General features: G+C 56.8%; 21 protein-coding genes and 3 pseudogenes. 12 read left to right on the top strand and 12 right to left on the bottom strand.

Going from position 1 to position 21,412, the window contains the following annotated elements:
- Nucleotides 1–132: 132 nt before the first annotated feature.
- From VGC62_RS27180 to VGC62_RS27165, 4 genes are read left to right on the top strand one after another with little or no spacing between them, the layout of a single operon-like run.
- A complete protein-coding gene (locus VGC62_RS27180) occupies nt 133–777 on the top strand; it encodes a TetR family transcriptional regulator C-terminal domain-containing protein (protein WP_331190164.1) in 645 nt (214 codons plus the stop codon).
- A gap of 38 nt (nt 778–815) precedes the next feature.
- Nucleotides 816–2,201 carry an aminotransferase gene (locus VGC62_RS27175; RefSeq protein ID WP_331190163.1) on the top strand — a complete coding sequence of 462 codons (1,386 nt, stop codon included), beginning with the start codon at nt 816–818 and terminating at the stop codon, nt 2,199–2,201.
- A 17-nt stretch (nt 2,202–2,218) separates the two neighbouring features.
- Nucleotides 2,219–4,273, top strand: coding sequence for an NADH:flavin oxidoreductase (locus VGC62_RS27170; RefSeq protein WP_331190162.1), 2,055 nt, complete (start codon nt 2,219–2,221; stop codon nt 4,271–4,273).
- Complete coding sequence (locus VGC62_RS27165) at nt 4,270–5,244, top strand: ornithine cyclodeaminase (protein ID WP_331190161.1); 975 nt, start codon at nt 4,270–4,272, stop codon at nt 5,242–5,244. The genes VGC62_RS27170 and VGC62_RS27165 overlap by 4 nt, the downstream gene beginning before the upstream one ends.
- A gap of 257 nt (nt 5,245–5,501) precedes the next feature.
- Here the strand turns inward: VGC62_RS27165 and catA are convergent, their stop codons facing one another.
- The 3 genes from catA to VGC62_RS27150 all read right to left on the bottom strand — a co-directional run bounded on the left by catA (nt 5,502) and on the right by VGC62_RS27150 (nt 7,946).
- Nucleotides 5,502–6,431, bottom strand: coding sequence for a catechol 1,2-dioxygenase (gene catA, locus VGC62_RS27160; RefSeq protein ID WP_331190160.1), 930 nt, complete (start codon nt 6,429–6,431; stop codon nt 5,502–5,504).
- A gap of 61 nt (nt 6,432–6,492) precedes the next feature.
- Nucleotides 6,493–6,783 (bottom strand): muconolactone Delta-isomerase, encoded by a 291-nt coding sequence (gene catC, locus VGC62_RS27155; protein ID WP_331190159.1) that lies wholly within the window; start codon nt 6,781–6,783, stop codon nt 6,493–6,495.
- A 47-nt stretch (nt 6,784–6,830) separates the two neighbouring features.
- Nucleotides 6,831–7,946, bottom strand: a complete 1,116-nt coding sequence (locus VGC62_RS27150; RefSeq protein WP_331190158.1) for a muconate/chloromuconate family cycloisomerase — start codon at nt 7,944–7,946, stop codon at nt 6,831–6,833.
- Nucleotides 7,947–8,080: 134 nt separating this feature from the next.
- Between VGC62_RS27150 and VGC62_RS27145 the strand changes: the two genes are divergently transcribed.
- The 3 genes and pseudogenes from VGC62_RS27145 to VGC62_RS27135 all read left to right on the top strand — a co-directional run.
- Complete coding sequence (locus VGC62_RS27145) at nt 8,081–8,965, top strand: LysR family transcriptional regulator (protein WP_331190157.1); 885 nt, start codon at nt 8,081–8,083, stop codon at nt 8,963–8,965.
- Between the two features lie 119 nt (nt 8,966–9,084).
- A pseudogene (locus VGC62_RS27140) lies at nt 9,085–9,273 on the top strand (Rieske 2Fe-2S domain-containing protein); the annotation flags it as partial.
- Nucleotides 9,273–9,425: pseudogene (locus VGC62_RS27135) on the top strand (AraC family transcriptional regulator); the annotation flags it as partial. The pseudogenes VGC62_RS27140 and VGC62_RS27135, both read left to right, overlap by 1 nt.
- A 79-nt stretch (nt 9,426–9,504) precedes the next feature.
- Here VGC62_RS27135 and VGC62_RS27130 read toward each other — a convergent pair.
- Nucleotides 9,505–10,350 carry an aldo/keto reductase gene (locus VGC62_RS27130; protein ID WP_331190156.1) on the bottom strand — a complete coding sequence of 282 codons (846 nt, stop codon included), beginning with the start codon at nt 10,348–10,350 and terminating at the stop codon, nt 9,505–9,507.
- Nucleotides 10,351–10,517: 167 nt separating this feature from the next.
- Nucleotides 10,518–11,042 (bottom strand): heme-binding protein, encoded by a 525-nt coding sequence (locus VGC62_RS27125; protein WP_331190155.1) that lies wholly within the window; start codon nt 11,040–11,042, stop codon nt 10,518–10,520.
- 99 nt (nt 11,043–11,141) lie between these two features.
- Between VGC62_RS27125 and VGC62_RS27120 the strand changes: the two genes are divergently transcribed.
- The 3 genes from VGC62_RS27120 to VGC62_RS27110 all read left to right on the top strand — a co-directional run bounded on the left by VGC62_RS27120 (nt 11,142) and on the right by VGC62_RS27110 (nt 13,904).
- A complete protein-coding gene (locus VGC62_RS27120) occupies nt 11,142–12,041 on the top strand; it encodes a LysR family transcriptional regulator (RefSeq protein ID WP_331190154.1) in 900 nt (299 codons plus the stop codon).
- Nucleotides 12,042–12,499: 458 nt separating this feature from the next.
- Nucleotides 12,500–13,426 (top strand): LysR family transcriptional regulator, encoded by a 927-nt coding sequence (locus VGC62_RS27115; RefSeq protein WP_331190153.1) that lies wholly within the window; start codon nt 12,500–12,502, stop codon nt 13,424–13,426.
- A 64-nt stretch (nt 13,427–13,490) separates the two neighbouring features.
- The gene (locus VGC62_RS27110) at nt 13,491–13,904 is read left to right on the top strand and encodes a cupin domain-containing protein (RefSeq protein WP_331190152.1); all 414 of its coding nucleotides are present in this window, start codon (nt 13,491–13,493) and stop codon (nt 13,902–13,904) included.
- Between the two features lie 135 nt (nt 13,905–14,039).
- Here the strand turns inward: VGC62_RS27110 and VGC62_RS27875 are convergent, their stop codons facing one another.
- Nucleotides 14,040–14,297 (bottom strand): cupin domain-containing protein, encoded by a 258-nt coding sequence (locus VGC62_RS27875; protein ID WP_414705857.1) that lies wholly within the window; start codon nt 14,295–14,297, stop codon nt 14,040–14,042.
- A 213-nt stretch (nt 14,298–14,510) separates the two neighbouring features.
- Nucleotides 14,511–15,410 carry a LysR family transcriptional regulator gene (locus tag VGC62_RS27105; RefSeq protein ID WP_331190151.1) on the bottom strand — a complete coding sequence of 300 codons (900 nt, stop codon included), beginning with the start codon at nt 15,408–15,410 and terminating at the stop codon, nt 14,511–14,513.
- A 133-nt stretch (nt 15,411–15,543) separates the two neighbouring features.
- Between VGC62_RS27105 and salA the strand changes: the two genes are divergently transcribed.
- Together salA and VGC62_RS27095 are read left to right on the top strand one after the other, a co-directional pair.
- Nucleotides 15,544–16,818 carry a salicylate 1-monooxygenase gene (salA, locus tag VGC62_RS27100; protein ID WP_331190150.1) on the top strand — a complete coding sequence of 425 codons (1,275 nt, stop codon included), beginning with the start codon at nt 15,544–15,546 and terminating at the stop codon, nt 16,816–16,818.
- A 73-nt stretch (nt 16,819–16,891) separates the two neighbouring features.
- Nucleotides 16,892–17,225 (top strand): annotated as a pseudogene (locus VGC62_RS27095) (dioxygenase); the annotation flags it as partial.
- 269 nt (nt 17,226–17,494) lie between these two features.
- On the opposite strand, the gene gfa reads toward VGC62_RS27095, so the two are convergent.
- From gfa to VGC62_RS27070, 5 genes are all read right to left on the bottom strand, one after another.
- The gene (gfa, locus tag VGC62_RS27090; protein WP_331190149.1) at nt 17,495–18,073 is read right to left on the bottom strand and encodes an S-(hydroxymethyl)glutathione synthase; all 579 of its coding nucleotides are present in this window, start codon (nt 18,071–18,073) and stop codon (nt 17,495–17,497) included.
- Nucleotides 18,074–18,143: 70 nt separating this feature from the next.
- On the bottom strand, nt 18,144–19,253 hold the full coding sequence (locus tag VGC62_RS27085; protein WP_331190148.1) for an S-(hydroxymethyl)glutathione dehydrogenase/class III alcohol dehydrogenase: 1,110 nt from the start codon (nt 19,251–19,253) through the stop codon (nt 18,144–18,146).
- Between the two features lie 69 nt (nt 19,254–19,322).
- Complete coding sequence (gene frmR, locus VGC62_RS27080) at nt 19,323–19,598, bottom strand: formaldehyde-responsive transcriptional repressor FrmR (protein ID WP_331190147.1); 276 nt, start codon at nt 19,596–19,598, stop codon at nt 19,323–19,325.
- Nucleotides 19,599–20,029: 431 nt separating this feature from the next.
- Nucleotides 20,030–20,389, bottom strand: a complete 360-nt coding sequence (locus VGC62_RS27075; protein ID WP_331190146.1) for an ArsR/SmtB family transcription factor — start codon at nt 20,387–20,389, stop codon at nt 20,030–20,032.
- A complete protein-coding gene (locus VGC62_RS27070; protein ID WP_331190145.1) occupies nt 20,389–21,372 on the bottom strand; it encodes an LLM class flavin-dependent oxidoreductase in 984 nt (327 codons plus the stop codon). Before VGC62_RS27070 ends, VGC62_RS27075 begins: the two co-directional genes overlap by 1 nt.
- Nucleotides 21,373–21,412 lie beyond the last annotated feature (40 nt).

Here is a 21,412-nt window from a genome sequence, read left to right as displayed (position 1 = left end):
GCGTGCCACCCAAGCTATTCGTCGTTGATTGATTAGTCAACCACTTGATATTGATTGTCCAGTCAGTCTATCTTCTCTGGCACATGGCAACTGGGGCTGCTGACGGCCCACTACAATGCTGGGGGAAATAGATTGGTTAAAGTCACTGCAAAGCCTGCCAACAAATCCGATCAGGTCGCTGAGCGCCAGGAGCAATTGCTCGCGGCGACAGTCACGGTCATCGCTCGCAAGGGCCTGTCGGGTATCACCATGAATGACATCGCCGTAGAAGCGGGTTGCAGCTACGGCGTGGTCGCGTTCCATTTCAAGAGTAAGGAGCGCCTGCTGCTGGCGGCGCTCGATATGCTGGTCAAGGAATACGAAGTGCTCTGGGACAAGATTCTGGCACCCAATACTGCCACCGTGGCCGAACGCCTGCGGTTGGTCATCGACCTGGACTTTGACAAGCGCATCGCCAAACCCAAAAACGTCGCCGTGTGGATGGCCTTCTGGGCCGAGACCTCGCGGGTATCGGCTTATCGGGCACGTTGCGGTGAGCTCAAGCGGCGCTCGCTGGCCTCCATAACTGAACTGGTTGAGGCGCTGGCCGTTGATAGACAACTGGACCTGCCGGCTGCGCAAATCGCTTTTGGCCTGTATGCCCTGAGCGACGGCTGCTGGACGTTCAACCATGTCACCGGCGAGACGGGACCTGCCCAGCGAGAGGCGTCGCGCAGGCTTTGCTACGCCTACATGTCCGGTTTTTTTCCTGACGAATTCTCATTGCCCGCGCCCTAGATGCGCCCTGATCGTTCTGCCCTTAAAGGAGTTTCGCCATGTCTGAACGCCTCAATCTCCCGCTTGACGCCACTCAACTGCGTCAGGCCGCTCGCCAACATCTGCTGGTGCCCGCCGAAGACATGACCGAGCTGGGTCGGAGCACCCGGCCTTTGCTGATGAAGGGTGAGGGCGTCTACGTGTTCGACGCTCAGGGCCACAAGCTGATCGACGGCCCGGCTGGCATGTGGTGTACGCAGATCGGCTACCAGCGCAAGGAAATCGCTGACGCCCTGGCGCAGCAGGCGATGCAGTTGTGCTACAACACGCCCTGGTACTCTATGAACGGCCCCTCGGCAGAGCTTGCCCAGCGTATCGCCGAAGTGGCGCCGGGCGATCTGAACCGGGTGTTCTTTACCACCGGCGGCTCGACGGCGGTGGATTCGGCGCTGCGCTTCGTGCAGTTCTACAACAATGTGCTGGGCCGGCCGAACAAGAAGGGCATTCTGTGCCGCATCGACGGCTACCATGGCAGCACGCATCTGACTGCTGCTTGCTCGGGGCGCGCCGGTAATCGACCGAATTTTGACCTGGCACTGCCGGAGCTTTCGTTTCTCAGCGCGCCGAACCTCTATCGCCAGCCGGCGGGCACCTCTGAGGCCCAATTTCTCGAGCAGTTACTGGCTGAGTTCGAAGACCGCCTTGCGTCCATTGGCGTGGACAATATCGGCGCTTTCATTGCCGAGCCGGTGCTGGCCTCGGGCGGCATCCTGATCCCGCCCAAGGGCTACCACCGTCGCATTCTGGATATCTGCCGGCGTCACGACATCCTCTACATCAGTGATGAGGTGGTCACCGGCTTCGGTCGTTGCGGGCACTGGTTCGCCTCGCAAGAGTTGTTCGACATCACCCCGGATATCATCACCTTCGCCAAAGGCGTCACCTCCGGCTATGTGCCGTTGGGGGGCTTTGTGATTAGCGACGCAGTGCTTGATCGTGTGAGTGGCGACAATGCTAACGGCAGTTGCTACAGCAACGGCTATACCTTCAGCGGGCACCCGGTCAGCTGCGCGGCAGCACTGGCCAACATGCAGGTGTTCGACGACGACCATCTGCTGGAACATGTCCGGGACATCATTCCGTATTTTCAGGAACGCCTGCAGAGCCTGGCCGGCTTGCCGCTGGTGGGTGATGTGCGCAGCATCGGCCTGCTCGGCTGCATCGAGTGCGCTGCGGGCGAAACCACGCCGGCGGCCACGGAACTGGACCTCGAGATCGCCCAGTACGTCGACCGCCAATGCTATGAACTGGGTCTGATCGTGCGGCCCATTGGCAGCATGTGCGTGCTGTCGCCGCCGCTGATTATCACCCGCGAGCAGATCGATAGCATGATCGAGATCCTGCGCGCAAGCTTGCTGCACGCTGCCGAAAAATACGCCCGCTAATCGCCACGAGGTGGTCGATGTCCAGTTCGCCGTTGATTGTTCCGGGCCGCAAGCAGGACCCCTTGCTCGCGCCTTTGCAACTCAAGCACTTGACTCTGCGCAACCGCATCATGAGCACCAGCCACGCGCCCTTTCTGGAGGAGGGCGGGTTGCCGCTGGAGCGTTACCAGCGCTATCACGAGGAAAAGGCCAAAGGCGGCATCGCACTGACTATGTTCGGTGGTTCGTCAATGGTAGATGCCGACTCCAGTTGGGGGGGCAGCGGACAGCTGGACTTGTCCAACGATGGGATTATTGCGCCATTCCAGCAGTTTTCCGAGCGTATCCATCGGCATGGCGCCGCGTTGATGTGCCAGATTTCTCACTTGGGGCGGCGGGCCGATGCCACGTCGTATAACTGGTTGCCCAGCATTGCACCATCGCGCTCCCGGGAGACCCAGCACCGGGCGTTTTCCCGTGAAATGGACGAGCACGACATCCGGCGCATCGTCAAGGCATACGGGGCTGCTGCAAAGCGTTGCCTGGAGGGCGGTCTGGATGGGTTGGAAACCCTGACCGGCGGGCACCTGCTGGGACAGTTTTTTTCGCCGCGTACCAATCAGCGCCATGACCGTTTCGGCGGTTCGTTGGAGAACCGTGCGCGCTTCGGGCTGATGGTCTACGAGGAAATTCGCCGACAGGTCGGCGAGAAGATGATCGTCGGCATCCGCTTTGTCATCGATGAAGGTATCGACGATGGCCTCGGTTTTGAAGAAGGCATAGCCTTGGCCCAACTGTTCCAGCGTGAAGGGCTGGTGGACTATTTCAACTGCATCTTCGGGCGCATGGACACCGTCATCGCCCTCGCCGAACAGAACATGCCGGGCATGGCTTCGCCCAGCGCGCCGTTCCTGCACAACGTTGGCGCGTTTCGTCGCGAGGTCTGCCTGCCGGTGTTCCATGCCGCGCGCATTGCCGACCTGGCAACGGCGCGTTACGCCATCGGTGAGGGGTTGCTGGACATGGTTGCCATGACCCGCGCGCACATGGCCGACCCGCAACTGGTCAACAAACTGATGCGCGGTGAAGAGGCCAATATCCGCCCCTGCGTGGGCGCTTCGTACTGCATGTACAAGAAGGTCAACTGCATCCACAACCCGGCTTCAGGGCGCGAGACGCAGTTGCCTCAGGTGATCGAGCGGTCCCCACAGCCATCGCGCAAAGTTCTGGTGATAGGCGCCGGGCCAGCGGGACTTGAGGCCGCACGGGTGGCGGCCGAACGTGGACATCGAGTGCTGGTGCTGGAAGCCGGTAGCCGGGCGGGCGGGCAACTGCTATTGGCGGTTCGGGCTACCTGGCGGCGTGATCTGATCGGCATCGTCGACTGGCGTGTGTCTGAATTGCAACGCCTGGGTGTAGAGGTGCGCTATGACGTCTATGCCGGCGTCGAAGAGGTCGTGGCCGAATCGCCCGAGGTCGTGATTGTCGCCACCGGTGGACTACCGGATCTTGACTGGCTGGAAGGTGCTGAACACTGTCTCAGCATTTGGGACGTGCTGGCGGGCACGGCACCGGTCAGCGGGCATTATCTGTTGTACGACGGCAGCGGCCGCCATGAAGGCGTGTCAACGGCGCTGCACCTTGCCGAGCAAGGCGCGCAGGTATCACTGGTGGGAATCGACGAAAGTCTGGCGATGGAAATGGAGTATTCGTCCCGGGCGATCTATCGCAAGCAATATGCCCAGCACGGCATCGACGTGACAGGTGATCACCATCTGATCCGAGTCAGCCGTCATGCCGAAGGTGGCCTGATGGCAACGTTTCGTCATGAGTTGACGGGCACATTACTTGAGCGGCGCGCCGACAAGGTGGTGGTGGAACGGGGTACCGCCCCACTGGACGAAGTGTTTGAAGGGCTTCGGGGAATGTCCTGCAACGATGGGGTGTTGGAGATTCCTCAATTTCTGCAACTTAAGCCGCAGCCTATGGGGGGGCGCGACGGGTTTGCGCTGTACCGTATCGGCGATGCACTGAGCAGTCGTAATGTGCATGCCGCCATGCTTGATGCGATGCGTCTGGGGTTGGTCTTATGAGTGAAGCGAGTACGCTGCTGTGGATCGATGCGCAGCGGGTCCACCGTCTGCTGGACTATCGCCGCCTGGTGCAGGCGCTGCGCGAGGCGCATCTGCAGCCTATGCCGATCAGTGAAGACGTCTGCATGGATGAACCGGGTGCCGGGCGCGGTAATAATTTTTTGCTGCTGCCGGCCTGGAGTGGGCAGCACATGATGGGGGTCAAGCTGCTCTCGGTGTTCCCGGACAACGTTCGGGCTCGGGTGCCGTTGCCCACGGTGCAAGGCATTTACGCTGCCTTCGACGGGCGCACCGGTACGCCCTTGTTCATTGCCGACGGTGCCGCGCTGACGTTGCGCAAGACCGCCGCCGACTCGGCACTGGGGCTGGAGCTGCTGGCGCCTATCAACGTCTCGACGCTACTGATGATCGGCGCAGGTGACATGGCCGGACCCTTGGTCGAGGCCTTCATCCAAATACGGCCGTCACTGACGCGGGTCTTGCTGTGGAACCGCACGATGCGGCGCGCCGAAGCACTGGCGGCGCGCCTACAGGCGTCCGGTATCGACTGCCAGGTGGTCACTGACCTGGATCAAGCCCTACCGTTAGCTGATGTGGTCTGCAGTGCGACCATGAGCCAGCAACCGCTGATCAAGGGCGCGTTGCTCAAGGCCGGCGCCCATGTCAGTCTGGTTGGCAGTTGGCAGGAAGATATGCGCGAGGCTGACGACGCGACGATTGCACGGGCGCAGATTTATGTCGATTCGCGCGAGGTCAGCCGGCACAGTGGTGACCTGTTGCAACCGGTTGTCAGCGGTTTGATCAGTTGGGCCGATGTGCGTGCCGATCTGTTCGAGTTGTGTCAAGGGTATGAAATACCTACCCTTGAGGCAGGGCAGGTGACGCTGTTCAAGAATGCTGGTGGGGCGCATCTGGATCTGTTCGCCGCGCAGTTTCTGGCGACTGAGGTGGGTGTGGAGTGGGCCTCATAAGTCCACATTGATCCAGGAGTTCTGACAAGTCCCTGATCGGTTTGCTTCACGCTTCAGTTGCCTGAAATAATCCCAGAAATAGGTGGCTACCTTCCATCAATGGCCCGGTGACACTGTCCATCTTCCAGCACTTCCTAAGGATGATCCATACGGATCTTTGAATCCGTATCGCGATTCCTTGAAGGCCATCGATGATCAAGCTCAATCAACGATGGCCTTGCATGCAGTGAATAGTTTACGCAGAGGGAGGGCGGCGCTTAATCTTCCAGTGCGCGAACTCGCTCCTGACGATGTTCAGCCTTGGGTTCTGCGGTGCTCAGCAAGGTGAAATCGAACTCGATTTCGGCAAAGCGCCCCGTGATGCCATGAGCGTGTGCCTTTTCGTGGTCGTCGAAAAAGTTGATCTCAACGATCAGCTCATCTCGGGTGGCGTAGGCGAAATCATCGTGCAGGTATTTGTCGCCCGCCAGGTTGATCTGAGTAGTCAGATGCCGATGACCCGGCGCCGATATGAAGAAGTGAATATGGGCTGGTCGTTGGCCGTGTCGACCCAACTGGTCGAGCAAGTGCTGAGTCGGGCCATCTGGTGGGCAGCCGTAGCCTGATGGAACGATGCTGCGGAAACGATAACGACCTTCAGCATCAGTCTCGATGCGCCGACGCAGGTTGAATTCCGACTGCGATGCATCGAAGTAGGAGTAGGTGCCACCTGTGTTGGCATGCCAGACGTCGACGATCGCGCCTGAAAGTGGCCGGCCATCGGTATCCAGAACCTGACCTTGCATGAACAGCACGGTGCCATCGTCCACGCCGTCGTCCAGGCGCGCTTCATGCTTGCTTAATGGCGCACCTGCCACGTACAACGGCCCTTCGATGGTCCGTGGTGTGCCGCCAGCCAAACCGGCTGCTTCGTCTTCAGCGTCCATCAACAGATCCAGATAGTGTTCCAGGCCAAGGCCGGCTACCAACAATCCGGCTTCCTGACGATTGCCCAATTCGTTGAAATAATTGACCGCTTTCCAGAACTCTTCGGGGCTGATCTGCAGATCTTCGATAATCTTGATCGAGTCGGTCAGCACGCGATGGACCACGGTCTTCATTCGTTGACTGCCTTGATCGTTGTCAAAGCCGCTGGCCTGCTCAAAGAATTTCTGTACTTCGGCACTCTGGGATATGCGTACATTCATGGCTTTGTCCTCATCTTGTTTTTATAAAATTCGCTCAGCATCGGGTCGTGCTGGCTCTGATTTAGCGGTCGTCGTCATGTACCGAAGAGGGATGACGACACAGCGCCATGATTTCGATGTCCATGAACGGGTAGAGTGGTAATTGCATCAGGGTGTCGTGCAAGGTCTGGGCGTCAGCCACATCGAAAATACTGACGTTGGCGTACCGACCGGCAATCCGCCACAGGTGGCGCCAGGTACCTTCGCGTTGCAGGCGCTGGGCCAGTTCCTTTTCATCGGCTTTCAAACGAGCAGCCTGATCGGCAGGCATGTCGTGAGGCAGTTTTACAGTCATATGCACATGGAACAGCATTGATCTAATCTCCTGTCGATGCGTGGGCAGTGGGGGGACTCATATCTTTAGCGGCGTTGGAAACGCTTGACACGCTCATCATCGAGTTCCACACCAAGGCCGGGTGTGTTTGGAATCAACAATTGAAAGTCTCGATAGATCAGCGGCTCGGTGAGGATGTCGTCTGTCAGCAGCAGTGGGCCAAACAGTTCGGTATGCCACTCGATTCGGCCCAACGTTGCAAAGGCATGAGCCGAGGCCAAAGTACCGATACCGCCCTCAAGCATGGTCCCGCCATACAGGCCTATCCCTGCCGCTTCGGCGATGGCCGCTGTGCGAAGCACGGCCCGTGGTCCGCCGTTTTTGGCAATCTTGAGCGCGAAAACGTGAGCCGCTCCTGCTCGGGCCAAGGCAAAACTGTCTTCGACGCTTTCAATGGCTTCGTCGGCCATGATCGGCACCGGACTGCGGGCGCTGACTCGGGCCTGGGCCTCACGATCCTGGCGGGGAATCGGCTGCTCGATCAGGTCGACGCCAGCATCGCCCAGCATCTGGCAGCCACGTATTGCGGTGGCTTCGCTCCAGGCCTGATTGAGATCGACTCGCACGCTGGCACGGTCGCCTAGAGCGCGCTTGATCGCTGCGACGTGGGCGATGTCCTTGGCGGGTTCGCCCGCACCGATCTTGAGTTTGAAAATCCGATGGCGGCGTATATCGAGCATGTGCTCGGCTTCTTCAATGTCTTTCTCGGTATTGCCGCTGGCCAGTGTCCAGGCCACTTCAAGACCGTCCCGCATGCGGCCACCGAGCAGCTGCGTAATGGGTAATCCCAGGCGTTTACCTTGAGCATCCAACAGCGCTGTCTCGACAGCGGATTTGGCGAAGGTATTGCCACGCACCACTTTCTCGATTCTCAGCATGGCGGCGTTGATGTTGCGAGCGTCCTGGCCTACCAGCAGCGGCGAAAAATACGCGTCGATATTGGTCTTGATGCTTTCCGGGCTTTCGTTTCCATAGGAGAGGCCTCCGATGGTGGTCGCTTCACCCAGACCTTCGATTCCATCACTGCAACGCAGTCGAAGGATCACAAGTGTCTGGTTCTGCATGGTGTGCATGGCCAGCTTGTGCGCACGGATGGTGGGCAAATCAACGATGAAGGTTTCGAGGCTGGTGATACTGATCATTGGGAGATCCTGATCGAGGGTGTATGGAACAAGTCCATATCCCTAGGGTTTTTATTTGTCTGAGACAAAGGTTGCACCCCGATAAGCCTGGGGTCCAATATTGAATGGGTCTGGTTTGATACCTGGGAGGTATCATGGAGTTACGTCACCTGCGTTACTTTCGCGTCGTCGCGCAAACCTTGAACTTCACCCGAGCCGCCGAGCAACTGCATCTGGCGCAGCCACCCTTGAGCCGCCAGATTCAGCAACTGGAAGAGGAGCTGGGAGTCGCACTGCTTGAACGAAGCCGTCCGTTGCGCCTGACCGAGGCAGGCAGGTTTTTCTATGAGCACTCGGTGCAATTGCTGGAGCAGTTGGATCGAGTCTGTGACGACACGCGGCGTATCGATAACGGGCAGAGGCGCTGGCTCGGCATCGGCTTCGCGCCCTCAACCCTTTACGGCGCTCTGCCGGAACTGATCAGACGCCTGCGCAGCGACGGCGGGATTGAGCTGGGGCTGTCGGAGATGGTCACCTTGCAGCAGGTCGAAGCGCTGAAAAACGGACGCATCGATATTGGCTTTGGGCGCATTTACATCGATGACCCGGCGGTGGTGCAAAAAGTGATTCGCCAAGACCCACTGGTCGCGGCGTTGCCGGCTGGGCACCACCTATTGGGCGCGCCGGTCAGTCTTGCGCAACTGGCCCAAGAGCCTTTCGTACTTTATCCAGGCAATGTTCGCCCCAGTTACGCTGATCATGTGCTGAAACTATTCACCCGCCAGGACCTGAAAATTCGTGTGGTTCAGATGACCAATGAGTTGCAGACCGCAATTGGCCTGGTCGCTGCTGGCATCGGCATCACCCTCGTTCCTGCCTCTGTGCAACGTTTGCATCGTGACGATATCGGCTTCACGCCTTTATTGGATCCGCTGGCGACATCGCCAATTATTGTCAGTTACAGGGCAGGGGATGAGTCGGCGTTATTGCAGCAATGCTTGCGATGGATTGCCGAGTTAGGGGCATCGCAGCCTGCTTGATGTCAGCATCCCGATCAGCGTCGTTTGCGACCCTCCTTCACTTAACGTCGTTTGAATCTGCATAAAACGGATACAGGTCTGCGCGAACGGATATTGCCGAGATTGCGATCTCGTGACACTTGAGCTGCCAAATCCCGCAAAAGAACGACTACATCACCCTGCAGATGGGCCGCCAGCCGGTATTCATTACGCGCAACAAGGACGGTGTGCTTAACGCGTTTCTCAACGCCTGCAGCCACCGTGGTGCAATGCTTTGCCGGCATAAGCGCGGCAATAAAGCCTCGTACACATGCCCATTTCACGGCTGGATCCAAGTTGCAATGTCAGGAACATCACCGAGCTGGCTCTGGATTATGGTTTTGTCCATCTGGGGCGCTTCGCCGAACACTATCGCAAGCAGTTCGCCGAGCTTCCCTCGGATACGCTCAGACGCCGCCGTCCGTTGGCGCTTGCTCACTAAGGCTGATTACTGCAGCAGGCTCGTATCGATTAGCGATTCCTGTTTGCGCAGTGCTTGGTAAAGGGTGTTTCGCCACGGATCAGAACTCCTCGTAGAACGCCGGGTTTTGATTCTTGGTGCGGCCATTCGGATCGGCCAGTTGAGCGATGATGGCCATGTCATCTGCAGTCAGGGCAAAGTCAAAGATGCTGAGGTTTTCCTTTTGCCGTTCCGGTGAGCTTGCCTTGGGAAGCGCAATAGCCCCCAGTTGGTGATGCCAGCGCAAAATCACTTGTGGGATGCTTTTCCCCAGACGCTGTGCGATACCCTCAATTGAAGCATCCTTGAGCAAGTGATTCGCCCGCCCCAAAGGGCTCCAGGATTGCGTGGCAATACCGTGAGCCTTGTTCCAGGCCAATTGCTCATGCTGCGGAAAGTAGGGGTGCAATTCGATCTGGTTCACCACAGGTGTTACGCCACTGTCAGCGATGATTCTTTCAAGATGCTCTGGCAGAAAGTTGCATACCCCCGCGCTCTTGATCCAGCCACGGTCGCGGGCCTCTACCAGTGCGCGCCATGCTTGCACGTACTGACCTTTGCCTGGGTTGGGCCAGTGCAGCAGGTACAGGTCGAAATAGTCCAGTTGGGTGCGATAGAGCGACTCCTCGATGCAGGTCAGTGCATCTTCAAATAAATAGTGTCGCCCCGGCAATTTAGAGGTGATCCGAAGCTGCTCTCGGTCTACTGAACTGCGGCGGATGGCTGCACCTAACGCACCTTCGTTTTCATAGTTCACCGCGCCGTCCAGCAGGTGATAGCCCGTGTCGATAGCGGTTTTCATTGTCTCGACGCCTTGGGAACCGTTGAGCTTGTAGGTGCCGAAACCAATTGCCGGCAGGGTTGATCCGTTGTTGAGCTCAACCGAGGGGATACGTACTTCTGGCATGACTGATTACTCCTGTATTTTAAGGTGTGGGCGTCAGGGGGTGGGCTGCGCATCAAATGGCGGCATCGGGGCCAGGGGCGTTCGAACCAGAAGGTAAGGGGGCTCCCGGGTGTCAAAGCCTTTGCCCAGTCGGTCCCATTGACCAAGGGTCACGTAGACCGAATCGACTATTCGAACGAGGATTGGAATTTTTTCACGGCTTGCAGCGCACAGGCTTCGTCCTTGTCGCCTCCCGGTGCGCCAGACACGCCTATACCACCGATGACCTGGTGATTGGCTCGTCTGAGCGTGACGCCACCGGGGATGAAGATCACTTGTGGAACGGTATTGAGCGCACCATTAGCGGGGCCATCCAGCTTTTCGGCAACCAGTTCGCTGGTCGAGTTCTTGTTGAAGGCCTGACCGTAGGAGAAGGCGGTGTAAGCCTTTCGGTAGGAAACCGACAAGGATTGCAGAGGAACAGTGTCGCCTTTTATCACTACTTGCTCATGGCCAGAAGGATCAACTACCGCAGCCGTCACCGAGTAACCCTGCGCGGCGCAGATCTGGACGGCTTCACTTGCCAGTTTTTCGGCTGTCTGCCAGGGCAGTTTCTGGGTGGTGATGAGTTGAGTGCTGGCGGCGAATGCACTGGTGCAAAGTAGCGCACTGGCGAGCGTAACGGGGGCGATCATCGACTTAGGCTGCATCATGGGTGTCCTTCTATCCTGTTGAAGGATCAGTATCGGTAACGACGGCTCGTTGAAAAACCGCATATTATGGGAATCACTTTCCGATAAAACCGGATAATCATGCACGACATATCTGACATGGCGGTTTTTGTTGAGGTTGCTCGTCAGGGTGGCTTTTCTGCAGCAGGTAGACGTTTGGGGCTGGCGAATTCGGTCGTTAGTGATCGCGTTAAGCGGCTTGAGAGCAAACTCGCGATTAAGTTGTTGCATCGCACAACGCGTAGCCAGATCCTGACCGAAAGTGGCATGGCCTACCTTGAGCGGGCTAGCCAGATCATGGCCGATATTGCCGCGATGGAGGCTTCAGTCAGAGAGTCCGGCGACTGTGCCCGTGGGGATTTACAGATCACCGCGCCGGGGCCTCTGGGGCGTCAGCACATTGCGCCATTCGTGGCGCGCTTCTGTCTGGCGCATCCACAAATCCGAGTGCACCTGACCCTGGATGATCGATTCAGCGATATCGTCGCGGAAGGTTTTGATGTGGCGTTTCGGGGCGGGCCGATCGTCGACAGCCAATTTACCGGACGCCGCTTATTCGACACGCGCAGAGTGGTAGTTGCGAGCCCGGCGTACCTGCAACGCTCGGGTACGCCGCAAGTGCCTGAGGACTTGAAGCATCATCGCTGTCTGGTGTTCAACAGTCAGACACATTTTACTGCTGAGTGGCGTTTTGGCCGGGGTCCTCAGGTTCGCTCCATGCGAGTCGAGGCAGCGATGGCCTCGACTCAATCGGAACTGCCCGTGACCTGGGCACTGGCTGGCTTGGGCATAACGCAAAAATCCTTCTGGGAAGTCGCGCCGTACCTTGCCAACGGCCTGTTGAAAACCGTGCTGGAGGCTTATGAACCGGACCCTGTTTCCTTCTATGCGATCCATCCAGTGCGATTCGCTCAGTCGCGTAAAGTGGGCCTCTTTGTAGAATCTGCATCGATGTATTTCGAGAACTTCAGCGGAGTCTGACATTCTGCCGGGCGTGCGCTGGGAATGCCCATCATGGGCGGCATATAGCGCTGCTGTGGGAGCTTATCTGCGTAGACGTTCATCAAGGGGGCGCCGGCGAAGGCTGCTTTGTAAGATAACGGCCTCAACCATAGTTTGCCATGTTACGAACGATGAGGTGATTGCAGGAGCCTGACCATAAGGCGAGGCTCCTGTCTTACGCTTGAAAAGGGGGGCATTTTTCCTGAGTGAAAAGCGTCGCCGAATCGGGAGTTTATTGCCTGGCAATGTATACCGTTTCATGAAGAGTTATTCACGTACGCATCGATCCTCAATAGCCAGTATCAACAGTGACCATACACGGGAGTCGGGCCCGCTTGTTAAGGTGCCCGCAACCGTTACAAACTTCACATTGTGAATGGGGCCTGGTCGGCTATCTCGTGATAGCTGCCGTTCCTTTTCAAGCTAAAGGGAAAAGTATGGACCTGTTGGATCATATGCGAACGTTCGCGCTCGTTGGGCAATACAGCAGTTTTACAAGCGCGGCGAAGGCGCTGAATCGAACGGTTCCTGCCGTCTCCAAGAGTATCTCCCGGCTGGAGAGCCACCTGAACGCTGAGCTGCTGAGCAGGACGACCCGCAAAGTTGCATTGACGGCGGCCGGGAGAGATTTTTTCAATCGTTGTTTAACCATTATTGCGGGTGTCGATGATGCGGTTCAAACCGTCGCCGACAGCAAAGTACAGCCTGAAGGGCACTTGCGTATCCATACTCCGAGTGAAATCGGTCGTCGCTATCTCATCCCGCTGATCGCGGATTACCGACGATCTTTTCCCTTGGTCACCTTTGATCTGACCCTGGAAAACCGGATTCCCGACCTCTGTGTCGAAGACTTTGATGTATCAGTCTCGGTGACGCCCCATGTGAGCTCGCAATGGACTTCACGCAATGTAGGCGCGACCTATAGCGTGCTGTGTGCTTCGCCCGATTACATTGCCACCCATGGCATGCCGCGGGTACCCGAGGATCTCGCAGGGCATGAGTGCATCAGGCCGTTTGATGATCCAGCAAGCACGTTGGACAGCGCGACATTTGAAGGGCCTTACGGGCCGGTGAATCTTTATATTCCGCCTTCGGAATTTCACTTGAATACCCGTGATGGTCTGCTGGATGCCGTCAATTGCGGTGTGGGGATCGGCTGCATCCCCGCCTTTGTTGCGGCTGAGCATCTGGCTGATGGACGACTGGTTAGAGTACTGCCTCTTTATCACCTTGAGTCGAACGGAATCCATGCCGTTTACCGAGCAGAGTCAAACAGCGGAACGTGTATTCGAAGCTGGACTGCTTACCTGGGCAACAACTTGCCCCGGCTGATGGCCAGCGACCTGCATGCACGATCGGCCTGAACACGCATCCCGTCAGTTGGCTACGTTTGCTGATTATTTCCGTATCAAAAATCGAGGTTGAACCATGAGCTTCACATTCAAAGCCAGGCGCTACCCAGCTGCGCTTTGCGTAGTAGCAGCAACTGCAGCAGTCCTTGCCGGATGCGCCTCGGCTTCTGCACCGTCAAAGGGATCAAGGACTGTTTTGCAGCACCAGGTTTACCCTTCAGGGTATGAAGTCAACGTGATTCGCATCGTGCTTCCTGCGAACACTGATTCACCCCATCACGAACATCCCGGGCTGGAATCTGGCTATGTTGCAAGAGGGGCTGTGACGATTAGCATCGATGGCCAGGCGGACCATGTGCTGCACGCAGGGGATACCTTTGAGACGCCGGCCTACGCACCCCATGTTGTAAAAAATGGGGCCGTCGAGACTGAGATTATTTCGACCTATATCACTGAAGCCGGAAAGCCGTTAATGAAGGCGCTGCCGTAACTATTACCGGCGGATTCGATGCCTGTGTTTACCCAGGCATCGATGTCAGTGTTTAGTGCTTGAGCTTACCCGCGCAGACTGCGCAAGCCGGGAGAGCTACCACTGTAGGTGTTGCAGTGCTGCAGCCAGGCTTGGCTAGGCGTCGTCGGCAGTGGGCACGCTCAACGGCAAACCTGCTACCGATGCATAGGTCACGATTACGACGGTTTCTTCGTCTCCCGTCGTACCGCGGTGAGTATCATCGACGGATTCCGGAAATGCCTCTCCAGCTCTGATAGTTCGAGTGCGGCCCGTGGCGAGCTCTTCAACGGTCATTTGCCCGGAAAGGATGTAGGCCGCATTCGGCATCGGGTGTGTGTGCCAGGGTAATGAGGTTCTTGCTGGAATGGTCATTCGAACGACGGTCAGCTGTGGAATGCCGTCAGGATATTTTTCATATTTCTTCCCATTCCACGACTCTTCGCTGCAGACCAGCGTTTCGCAATAAGGGGTGCATCCACATACTTCTGATGCAACAGGAGCCTCCATCGGATAAGTAATTGCCCGACTTATGTGTCGAGAGTGCAGCTACAAGTTCAATCAGTGGCAAGGGGAGGCCGGTAATAATCAGTCGCTGAACAGGTCAAACATCAATTGCCTGAACCAGCGATTGGCCGGGTCCCGAACGCATCTGGCATGCCAGAACAGGTTGATTGCGATTTCCGGCAGAGGCATCGGCAAAGGCAGGATAGTGAGACCGAATGGCTCGGCGCAACTGGTTGCGAAACGCTCCGGTACCGTTGCTATGAGATCAGTATTCTGGAGGATGTGACCGACTGCGATGAAATGCGGCACTTCCAGTTTTATGTCTCGATGCAGCCCCGCGCGTTGCATGACCCCATCTATTTCACCGTGCCCTGTACTGGCCGCGATAACCCTCACGTGGCCGTACTCACAGTAACGCTCTCGGGTCATGGCTTGCTGTGTGATGGGATGCCCGTTCCTGCACAGGCCTACGTAGCGATGGTGAAAAAGTCGGCGCTGATAAAAACCTGCCTGTAGATCCGGCAAAAGCCCGACTGCCAGATCAACACTGCCGTTGGCCAGCGCTTCGGACAAGCCTGTGTGGCTTCGCAGGGTACTCACTGACACACCCGGTGCCAGCTTTAACAACGTCTGGATCAACTTCGGCATGAAGTAGATCTCGCCAATATCTGTCATCGCGATCACGAAACGTTTTTGCGTCGTCGCCGGATCGAAATCGTCAAGCCGGTTCAACGCACCGTGCAGCGTACCAATGGCGTTAGCCACGGGCTCGGCCAGTTGCATTGCGTAGGGGGTGGGCTGCATGCCCTGATTCGTCCGTACGAACAATTCGTCATTAAGTGCTGTGCGCAGTCGTTTGAGGGCATTGCTCATTGCTGGTTGAGTGAAGCCAATATTCTGAGCGGCAATAGACACACTTCGGTCCAGCAGCAACTGGTGGAAGATCACCAGCAAATTTAAATCCAGATCGCGTAATTGCATTGCGGTGCCCTTGAGTGAGGCTAGAGCCAATATTCATAATGGTGATAGTTTCTATGAATTTTGCACCATTTATCAATAGCGATGGGCGTTGCATTATCGGGACATTCCAAAAACAAAAGGCAAGGTTGTCCCCATGAGTAGTCCTCAATCGAAACTGCAAATTGCCATCGTCGGTGGTGGTATCGCCGGCGTCGCCCTGGCGCTGGATCTGTGTCGCCATGCCCATCTCAACATCCAGCTATTCGAAGCAGCGCCTGCATTCGGTGAGGTCGGGGCAGGGGTCTCATTTGGTGCCAACGCCGTTCGCGCGATCGAAGGGTTGGGCATTGGCAAACCCTATCAACTCATTGCTGACCGTACGCCGGAACCGTGGCAGGACATCTGGTTTGAATGGCGCCGTGGCGTAGATGCGGGTTATCTGGGCGCCAGTATCGCTCCGGGCGTGGGCCAGTCATCCGTTCATAGAGCCGATTTTCTTGACGCCTTGGCACAGCAGTTGCCAGCTGGAATCGCTTGTTTTGACAGGCGTGCGCTGAAGGTCGAAGAAACAGCTGAGCGGGTTCGGGTTGGATTTACAGACGGAACCGAACACGAGTGTGACCTGCTGATCGCCGCAGACGGTATCAAGTCCTCGATTCGCGATTATGTTCTGCAAGGCTTAGGGCATCCTGCCGTCGCTCCTCGATTCAGTGGCACCTGTGCCTATCGTGGAATGATTGATAGCGAAACACTGCGTGCGGCTTATCGCGCAGCCGGTATCGACGAACATTTGATTAACGTTGCGCAGATGTACCTGGGCCTCGATGGGCACATCCTCACCTTTCCTGTCAAAAAAGGCCGGCTGATCAACGTCGTGGCCTTCGTCTCTGATCGCAGCTCCCAAGACCCGCAATGGCCCCAGGATAAGCCTTGGGTAAAAAACACCACACAAACCGAGATGCTCGATGCTTTTTCGAACTGGGGAGACGCGGTCCGGATTCTGCTCGAGTGCATTCCTGCGCCTACCCTCTGGGCCCTTCATGAATTGGAAGAGCTGCCTGGCTATGTGCATGGTCGCGTGGGCTTGATCGGTGACGCAGCGCACGCCATGCTCCCCCATCAAGGTGCCGGCGCTGGTCAAGGCCTCGAAGATGCCTGGTTGCTCGCCCGTTTATTGGCAGAACCTCAGGTCGATGCCGGGAACGTCAAACGCGTGCTTGAGGTTTACGACCAGGTGCGCAGGCCACGTGCGTGCAGGGTCCAGCGCACCTCGTGGGAAGCCGGCGAGCTGTACGAATTGCGTGATCGTCAGGTCGGCGATGATCAGTCCCTTCTGTCAGCGACCCTGGCCTCTCGCTTCGACTGGTTGTGGAATCACGACATGGAAATTGATCTGGCGAGCGCACGCGCTCAGCTCGGATGGCAATGAGTAGTTTCGAGGCTGGATTGCCCTCGTGTTGGGTCAACTACAGAAACATCAACAATAAAAAAGGAGCCACATCATGACCGTCAGCATTACCAGCACACCGCAGGCTCTTGAGTTTCTCAAGGATGCTGCGCGATTGAAGAACAAAGCTGGCAGTGCCCGAAACAAGCAGATTGTATTTCGCCTGCTACAGGAAACCACTCGGCTGATCGAGGAGCCTGGACGTCAGCGATGACCCATTCTGGGCCGCAGTCGAAGACCTCAACCGATTAGGTGCAAGTAAGAGACGGGCCTTTTGGTCGCTGGGCTTGGCATCGAGCACTTCCTCGACCTGCGCAACGATGCCAAACAGGCAGCAAGGACGGCCCGGCGCAACGCCACGCACCATCGAAGGCCCGTTGTATCAAGCCGATCCTGCGCATGCCGTCCACGAGCGTTACGCTCGCTTTGTCTGAGACCTTGAACGGGTCACCCAGTTGGGTGGCGAGTTCTAACTCCGCCCGCACCTGTGCCTACAACGACAATCTTGTGTGTCATGTGTGCTTTCAAATAAAAGTTTGAATGTTATAAAAAATAAAATGTAAGAACCGTTCGCTTGTATGTTTCAACAGGCGAACGGATACAGCCAACAGTACTTGGTACTATTGATGAACAATGTTGTTGATTAGATAGGGCTTATTCAGTTTGCCTGAAAGAAGCCATTTTGCTTCGCTACATGCGTTGCCAAAGCATCCATCAACGCTGGGGAAAGGCAATCGTAGGGTGGCAAACCAATTGCATTGAGGCGTTCGCGAATACCGTTCATTTCACCTGGAGGCGTTCCGGTTTCAATGACCGATGATACGAACGCGGCAAAACCAGGCGCAGCCCAGCCAGTCTGAGGAGACAGTTCGGTGTGTACGAAATCCAGACCGTGGAATGCGTGGTTTTGGTTCTCGATCCGCCCATACAAATGCGCGCCACAGTCTTTGCAGGCATGACGCTGGATGGTGGCGCTTTCATCAACAATGGCCAGTTTCGCCGCGTTGGCGGTGACGCTGACTTTGTCGCGGGGAACGACAGCGATGACGGCAAATTTGGCGCCCGCTGGTTTCCAGCACTTGCTGCAGCCACAGGCGTGATTATGCAGGGTCTGAGATTCGATTTTGACCTCAACCTTGTCGGTCGAGCACAGGCACTGCAAAGTGCCGCCTGCGAAATCGGCAGCAGCCGGTTTAATGCCGTTATCCAGCGCAGGGTGAAGTTTTACATCGCTCATTTTGTATCTCCAGATCTATGGGTGATTTGGATGGAGTTCTGGGGCATGTGCCCCAGAACAGGGGAATACATCAGTACTTGATGACGGTGCGGATTGACTTGCCTTCGTGCATCAAGTCAAACGCTTCATTGATGCGATCCAACGGCATGGTGTGAGTGACAAACGGTGCCAGCTCAATCTCGCCTTTCATCGAGTCCTCAACCATTTTCGGTAGTTGGCTACGGCCTTTTACGCCGCCAAACGCCGAGCCTTTCCAGGTACGGCCGGTGACCAGCTGGAAGGGGCGGGTTGAGATTTCCTGTCCGGCACCGGCGACACCGATGATGATCGATTGGCCCCAACCGCGGTGGGCGCATTCGAGGGCTGCACGCATCACATGCACGTTACCGATACATTCGAAGGAGTGATCAACACCCCAGCCAGTCATCTCGATGATCACCTGCTGGATCGGCTGTTCGTGATCTTTTGGGTTCACGCAGTCGGTGGCGCCAAACGAACGGGCCAGTTCGAACTTGGTCGGGTTGGTGTCGATAGCAATGATGCGCCCGGCTTTAGCCTGGCGTGCGCCCTGGATTGCTGCCAGGCCAATGCCGCCCAGACCGAACACGGCGACCGTATCTCCCGGCTGAACCTTGGCAGTGTTGTGAACCGCACCGATGCCAGTGGTTACACCACACCCAAGCAGGCACACATGCTCATGGTTGGCTTGCGGGTTGATTTTTGCCACGGAGACTTCAGCGACAACGGTGTATTCACTGAAGGTTGAGCAGCCCATGTAGTGATAGAGCGGCTGGCCATTGTAGGAAAAACGACTGGTGCCATCGGGCATCACGCCTTTGCCCTGAGTGGCACGCACGGCTACGCACAGGTTAGTTTTGCCTGATTTACAGAACAGGCATTCGCCGCATTCTGCGGTGTACAGCGGAATGACGTGGTCGCCAACTTGCACGCTAGTCACGCCTTCGCCGATTTCCACCACAATGCCTGCACCTTCATGGCCAAGCACTACCGGGAAAAGACCTTCAGGGTCATCACCGGACAGCGTGAACGCGTCGGTGTGACATACCCCGGTATCAGTGATCTTGATCAGCACTTCACCCTTACGTGGCGGCGCAACGTCGATCTCGACGATTTGAAGCGGCTTGCCAGGTTCGAATGCAACTGCAGCACGAGATTTCATATGATTTTCTCCAAGTGATGATGCTCATTGACCAAGGCAATCAGCCACGCCGATCTCAGGTTATAGCGGCTATTTAAGGTACGTGCGCACCAATGAAACCACTTCATCAATCGACGAGCGCTGCGCCTCGGTCGTTTCTACTAGATTCGTGAACTCTTCTCTGAGATGGCTTTCCAGAACACCCGCCATCAGCCCATTTACAGCCCCGCGTATGGCGGCAATCTGTTGCAGGACCGGGCCGCATTCAGCGCCCTTTTCAAGTGCAGCCTCAAGGGCATCCAGTTGTCCTCTGACGCGCCGAACTCTTCCCAATACGCGTTTTTTCTCAGCAGGTGAATGGGGCATCTAGGTTCTCCAGGTGTGTACGAGAATCGCATTGTACACGGGTACTGGTAGGGGGTATTTACAGGTACTGGTGGGGAGTATATGCACATACTGGTTGGGAGTATATAAAAGTATCTGCGTCTGACCGTCGCATGGGCTTCCAGCGGCTCGGTTTCCAGGGTTGGCGCTTGATCAAGTCCCCGCGAGCTTAGCCCTGAATGCCCAGACCAAAAACAGCCGACAGGTTTGGAGACTCCCATCATTTTGTTTGCAATCGAGGTTCGCTCTGGGCTGCTGCAAAGACAGGACGTGACGGCGCATGGCGCTGGTGAAATAAGATGAGGAGGTTCAATAGCCCTGATTGTCTCAAGCTCAACGGCTTTTTATGGGTTAATAACCCGCAGGCTATCTTCGAAAAAATCGATAGATGACTCGTGGGTGAAGTGTCGTGGCTAACAAGGATCGCCCTTCAACAGCGACTTTAAGTGGGCGCCGAGACATTGGATGGCGTCTTCATTTCTCTTGTAGAAATGCACGGTGCCCGCTTTATGCAGGCTAACCAGGCCAGCGGTTTTAAGTGCATTGAGGTGAGCTGACACTGTCGATTTTGAAAGGCTGCATCGTCCCGTGATTTGACCCGCGCAGACCCCTAGTTCCTGCCCATATTCCTGTTCCGGGAAATACAGCTGAGGCGTCTTCAGCCACATCAGAATCTGACGCCTCAAGGGATGAGCGATTGCCCTTATCGAGGTATCGAAGTCGTACTTCTCCACCTTTTCCTCATCATCAATACCAAGTCTGTCCAATACCATCAGCCGAGTATGTCCTCGATCGACTCAGCGGCAATCTGGTAGGAGTGACAGCGGGCCTCCGCGTCGTAGATCCTCGCATCGATGATCACTTCGTCCGCCTGAGTCGTCGCGATGAACTGCCGTAGCCAGCTGCCTACATCCTCTTTGTCTCCGACCGCAGTAAGCGCCATGGCCTGTGCCAGGTTATGCCGTTCAAAATCAGAAAGCCTTTCCATGTAGCCGTTTTCGGGGCGCGGCAGCGGACCGGGCTTCCCTGCGTACAGCTTGCTTACCCATTGACGGTGTGAGCTGGCGAGATAGTCCGCTTCAGCGCGGGTTGCCGCCGCGAACACGTTGGCGCCCGCAATGACATACGGCTGTTTTAGGGTCGCTGACGGTCGGAAATTCGCCCGATAGTGAGCGATTGCATCCATCAAGAAGCGCGGTGCAAAGTGTGATGCGAACGCGTAAGGCAGACCTAACTTTGCAGCCAGATCCGCGCTGTTCGGGCTAGAGCCCAGCAGCCAGATCGGAAGACTATGATTGCCCGGAATCGCCCGGACAGCCTGGCGACCTTCGTCGGCAAGGTAGTCGGCAAGTTGCTGGATATCCTGTTCGAAATTGCGTTCGGATGCGTCGCCCCGCAGCGCACGAATAGCAGGGCCCGCAGATCCGGGTGCTCTGCCGACACCCAGATCAATACGGCCGGGGAACAGGGTGTCCAGGGTGCCAAATTGTTCTGCAACACTCAGGATCGAGTGGTTGGGCAGCATGATGCCGCCAGAGCCCACACGCAACGTGCTTGTGGCTGCGGCAAGGTGCTGGATGAGCAGCGTCGTGGCCGAGGAGGCTATGCCCGGCAGGTCGTGGTGCTCTGCGACCCAATAGCGTTTATAGCCATGGTTCTCTACGTGCTGTGCCAATGTGGCGGCTTCGTCGAGCGTGTGGGCGAAGGTCTTGCCGTCGCCGATCATCATGAGGTCAAGGACTGAAAGGGCAGTCATTGCAGGCTCCTGCTTGCAGTGTGAGGGAAGGGCGGGCGTA

The organism is Pseudomonas sp. (genome assembly GCF_036404235.1).
GTDB lineage: Bacteria > Pseudomonadota > Gammaproteobacteria > Pseudomonadales > Pseudomonadaceae > Aquipseudomonas.
Note: the sequence above shows the minus strand (reverse complement) of the source record. Positions and strands in the feature narration are given on the sequence as shown.

Coding starts and splice junctions, on each gene's coding strand:
- VGC62_RS27120 (WP_331190154.1), top strand. CDS start 11,142: ATGCACGACATATCTGACATGGCGGTTTTTGTTGAGGTTGCTCGTCAG.
- VGC62_RS27165 (WP_331190161.1), top strand. CDS start 4,270: ATGAGTGAAGCGAGTACGCTGCTGTGGATCGATGCGCAGCGGGTCCAC.
- VGC62_RS27125 (WP_331190155.1), bottom strand. CDS start 11,042: ATGATGCAGCCTAAGTCGATGATCGCCCCCGTTACGCTCGCCAGTGCG.
- catA (WP_331190160.1), bottom strand. CDS start 6,431: ATGAATGTACGCATATCCCAGAGTGCCGAAGTACAGAAATTCTTTGAG.
- salA (WP_331190150.1), top strand. CDS start 15,544: ATGAGTAGTCCTCAATCGAAACTGCAAATTGCCATCGTCGGTGGTGGT.
- VGC62_RS27145 (WP_331190157.1), top strand. CDS start 8,081: ATGGAGTTACGTCACCTGCGTTACTTTCGCGTCGTCGCGCAAACCTTG.
- VGC62_RS27150 (WP_331190158.1), bottom strand. CDS start 7,946: ATGATCAGTATCACCAGCCTCGAAACCTTCATCGTTGATTTGCCCACC.
- frmR (WP_331190147.1), bottom strand. CDS start 19,598: ATGCCCCATTCACCTGCTGAGAAAAAACGCGTATTGGGAAGAGTTCGG.
- VGC62_RS27115 (WP_331190153.1), top strand. CDS start 12,500: ATGGACCTGTTGGATCATATGCGAACGTTCGCGCTCGTTGGGCAATAC.
- VGC62_RS27085 (WP_331190148.1), bottom strand. CDS start 19,253: ATGAAATCTCGTGCTGCAGTTGCATTCGAACCTGGCAAGCCGCTTCAA.
- VGC62_RS27070 (WP_331190145.1), bottom strand. CDS start 21,372: ATGACTGCCCTTTCAGTCCTTGACCTCATGATGATCGGCGACGGCAAG.
- gfa (WP_331190149.1), bottom strand. CDS start 18,073: ATGAGCGATGTAAAACTTCACCCTGCGCTGGATAACGGCATTAAACCG.
- VGC62_RS27170 (WP_331190162.1), top strand. CDS start 2,219: ATGTCCAGTTCGCCGTTGATTGTTCCGGGCCGCAAGCAGGACCCCTTG.
- VGC62_RS27105 (WP_331190151.1), bottom strand. CDS start 15,410: ATGCAATTACGCGATCTGGATTTAAATTTGCTGGTGATCTTCCACCAG.
- VGC62_RS27130 (WP_331190156.1), bottom strand. CDS start 10,350: ATGCCAGAAGTACGTATCCCCTCGGTTGAGCTCAACAACGGATCAACC.
- VGC62_RS27110 (WP_331190152.1), top strand. CDS start 13,491: ATGAGCTTCACATTCAAAGCCAGGCGCTACCCAGCTGCGCTTTGCGTA.
- VGC62_RS27075 (WP_331190146.1), bottom strand. CDS start 20,389: ATGGTATTGGACAGACTTGGTATTGATGATGAGGAAAAGGTGGAGAAG.
- VGC62_RS27875 (WP_414705857.1), bottom strand. CDS start 14,297: ATGACCATTCCAGCAAGAACCTCATTACCCTGGCACACACACCCGATG.
- VGC62_RS27175 (WP_331190163.1), top strand. CDS start 816: ATGTCTGAACGCCTCAATCTCCCGCTTGACGCCACTCAACTGCGTCAG.
- catC (WP_331190159.1), bottom strand. CDS start 6,783: ATGCTGTTCCATGTGCATATGACTGTAAAACTGCCTCACGACATGCCT.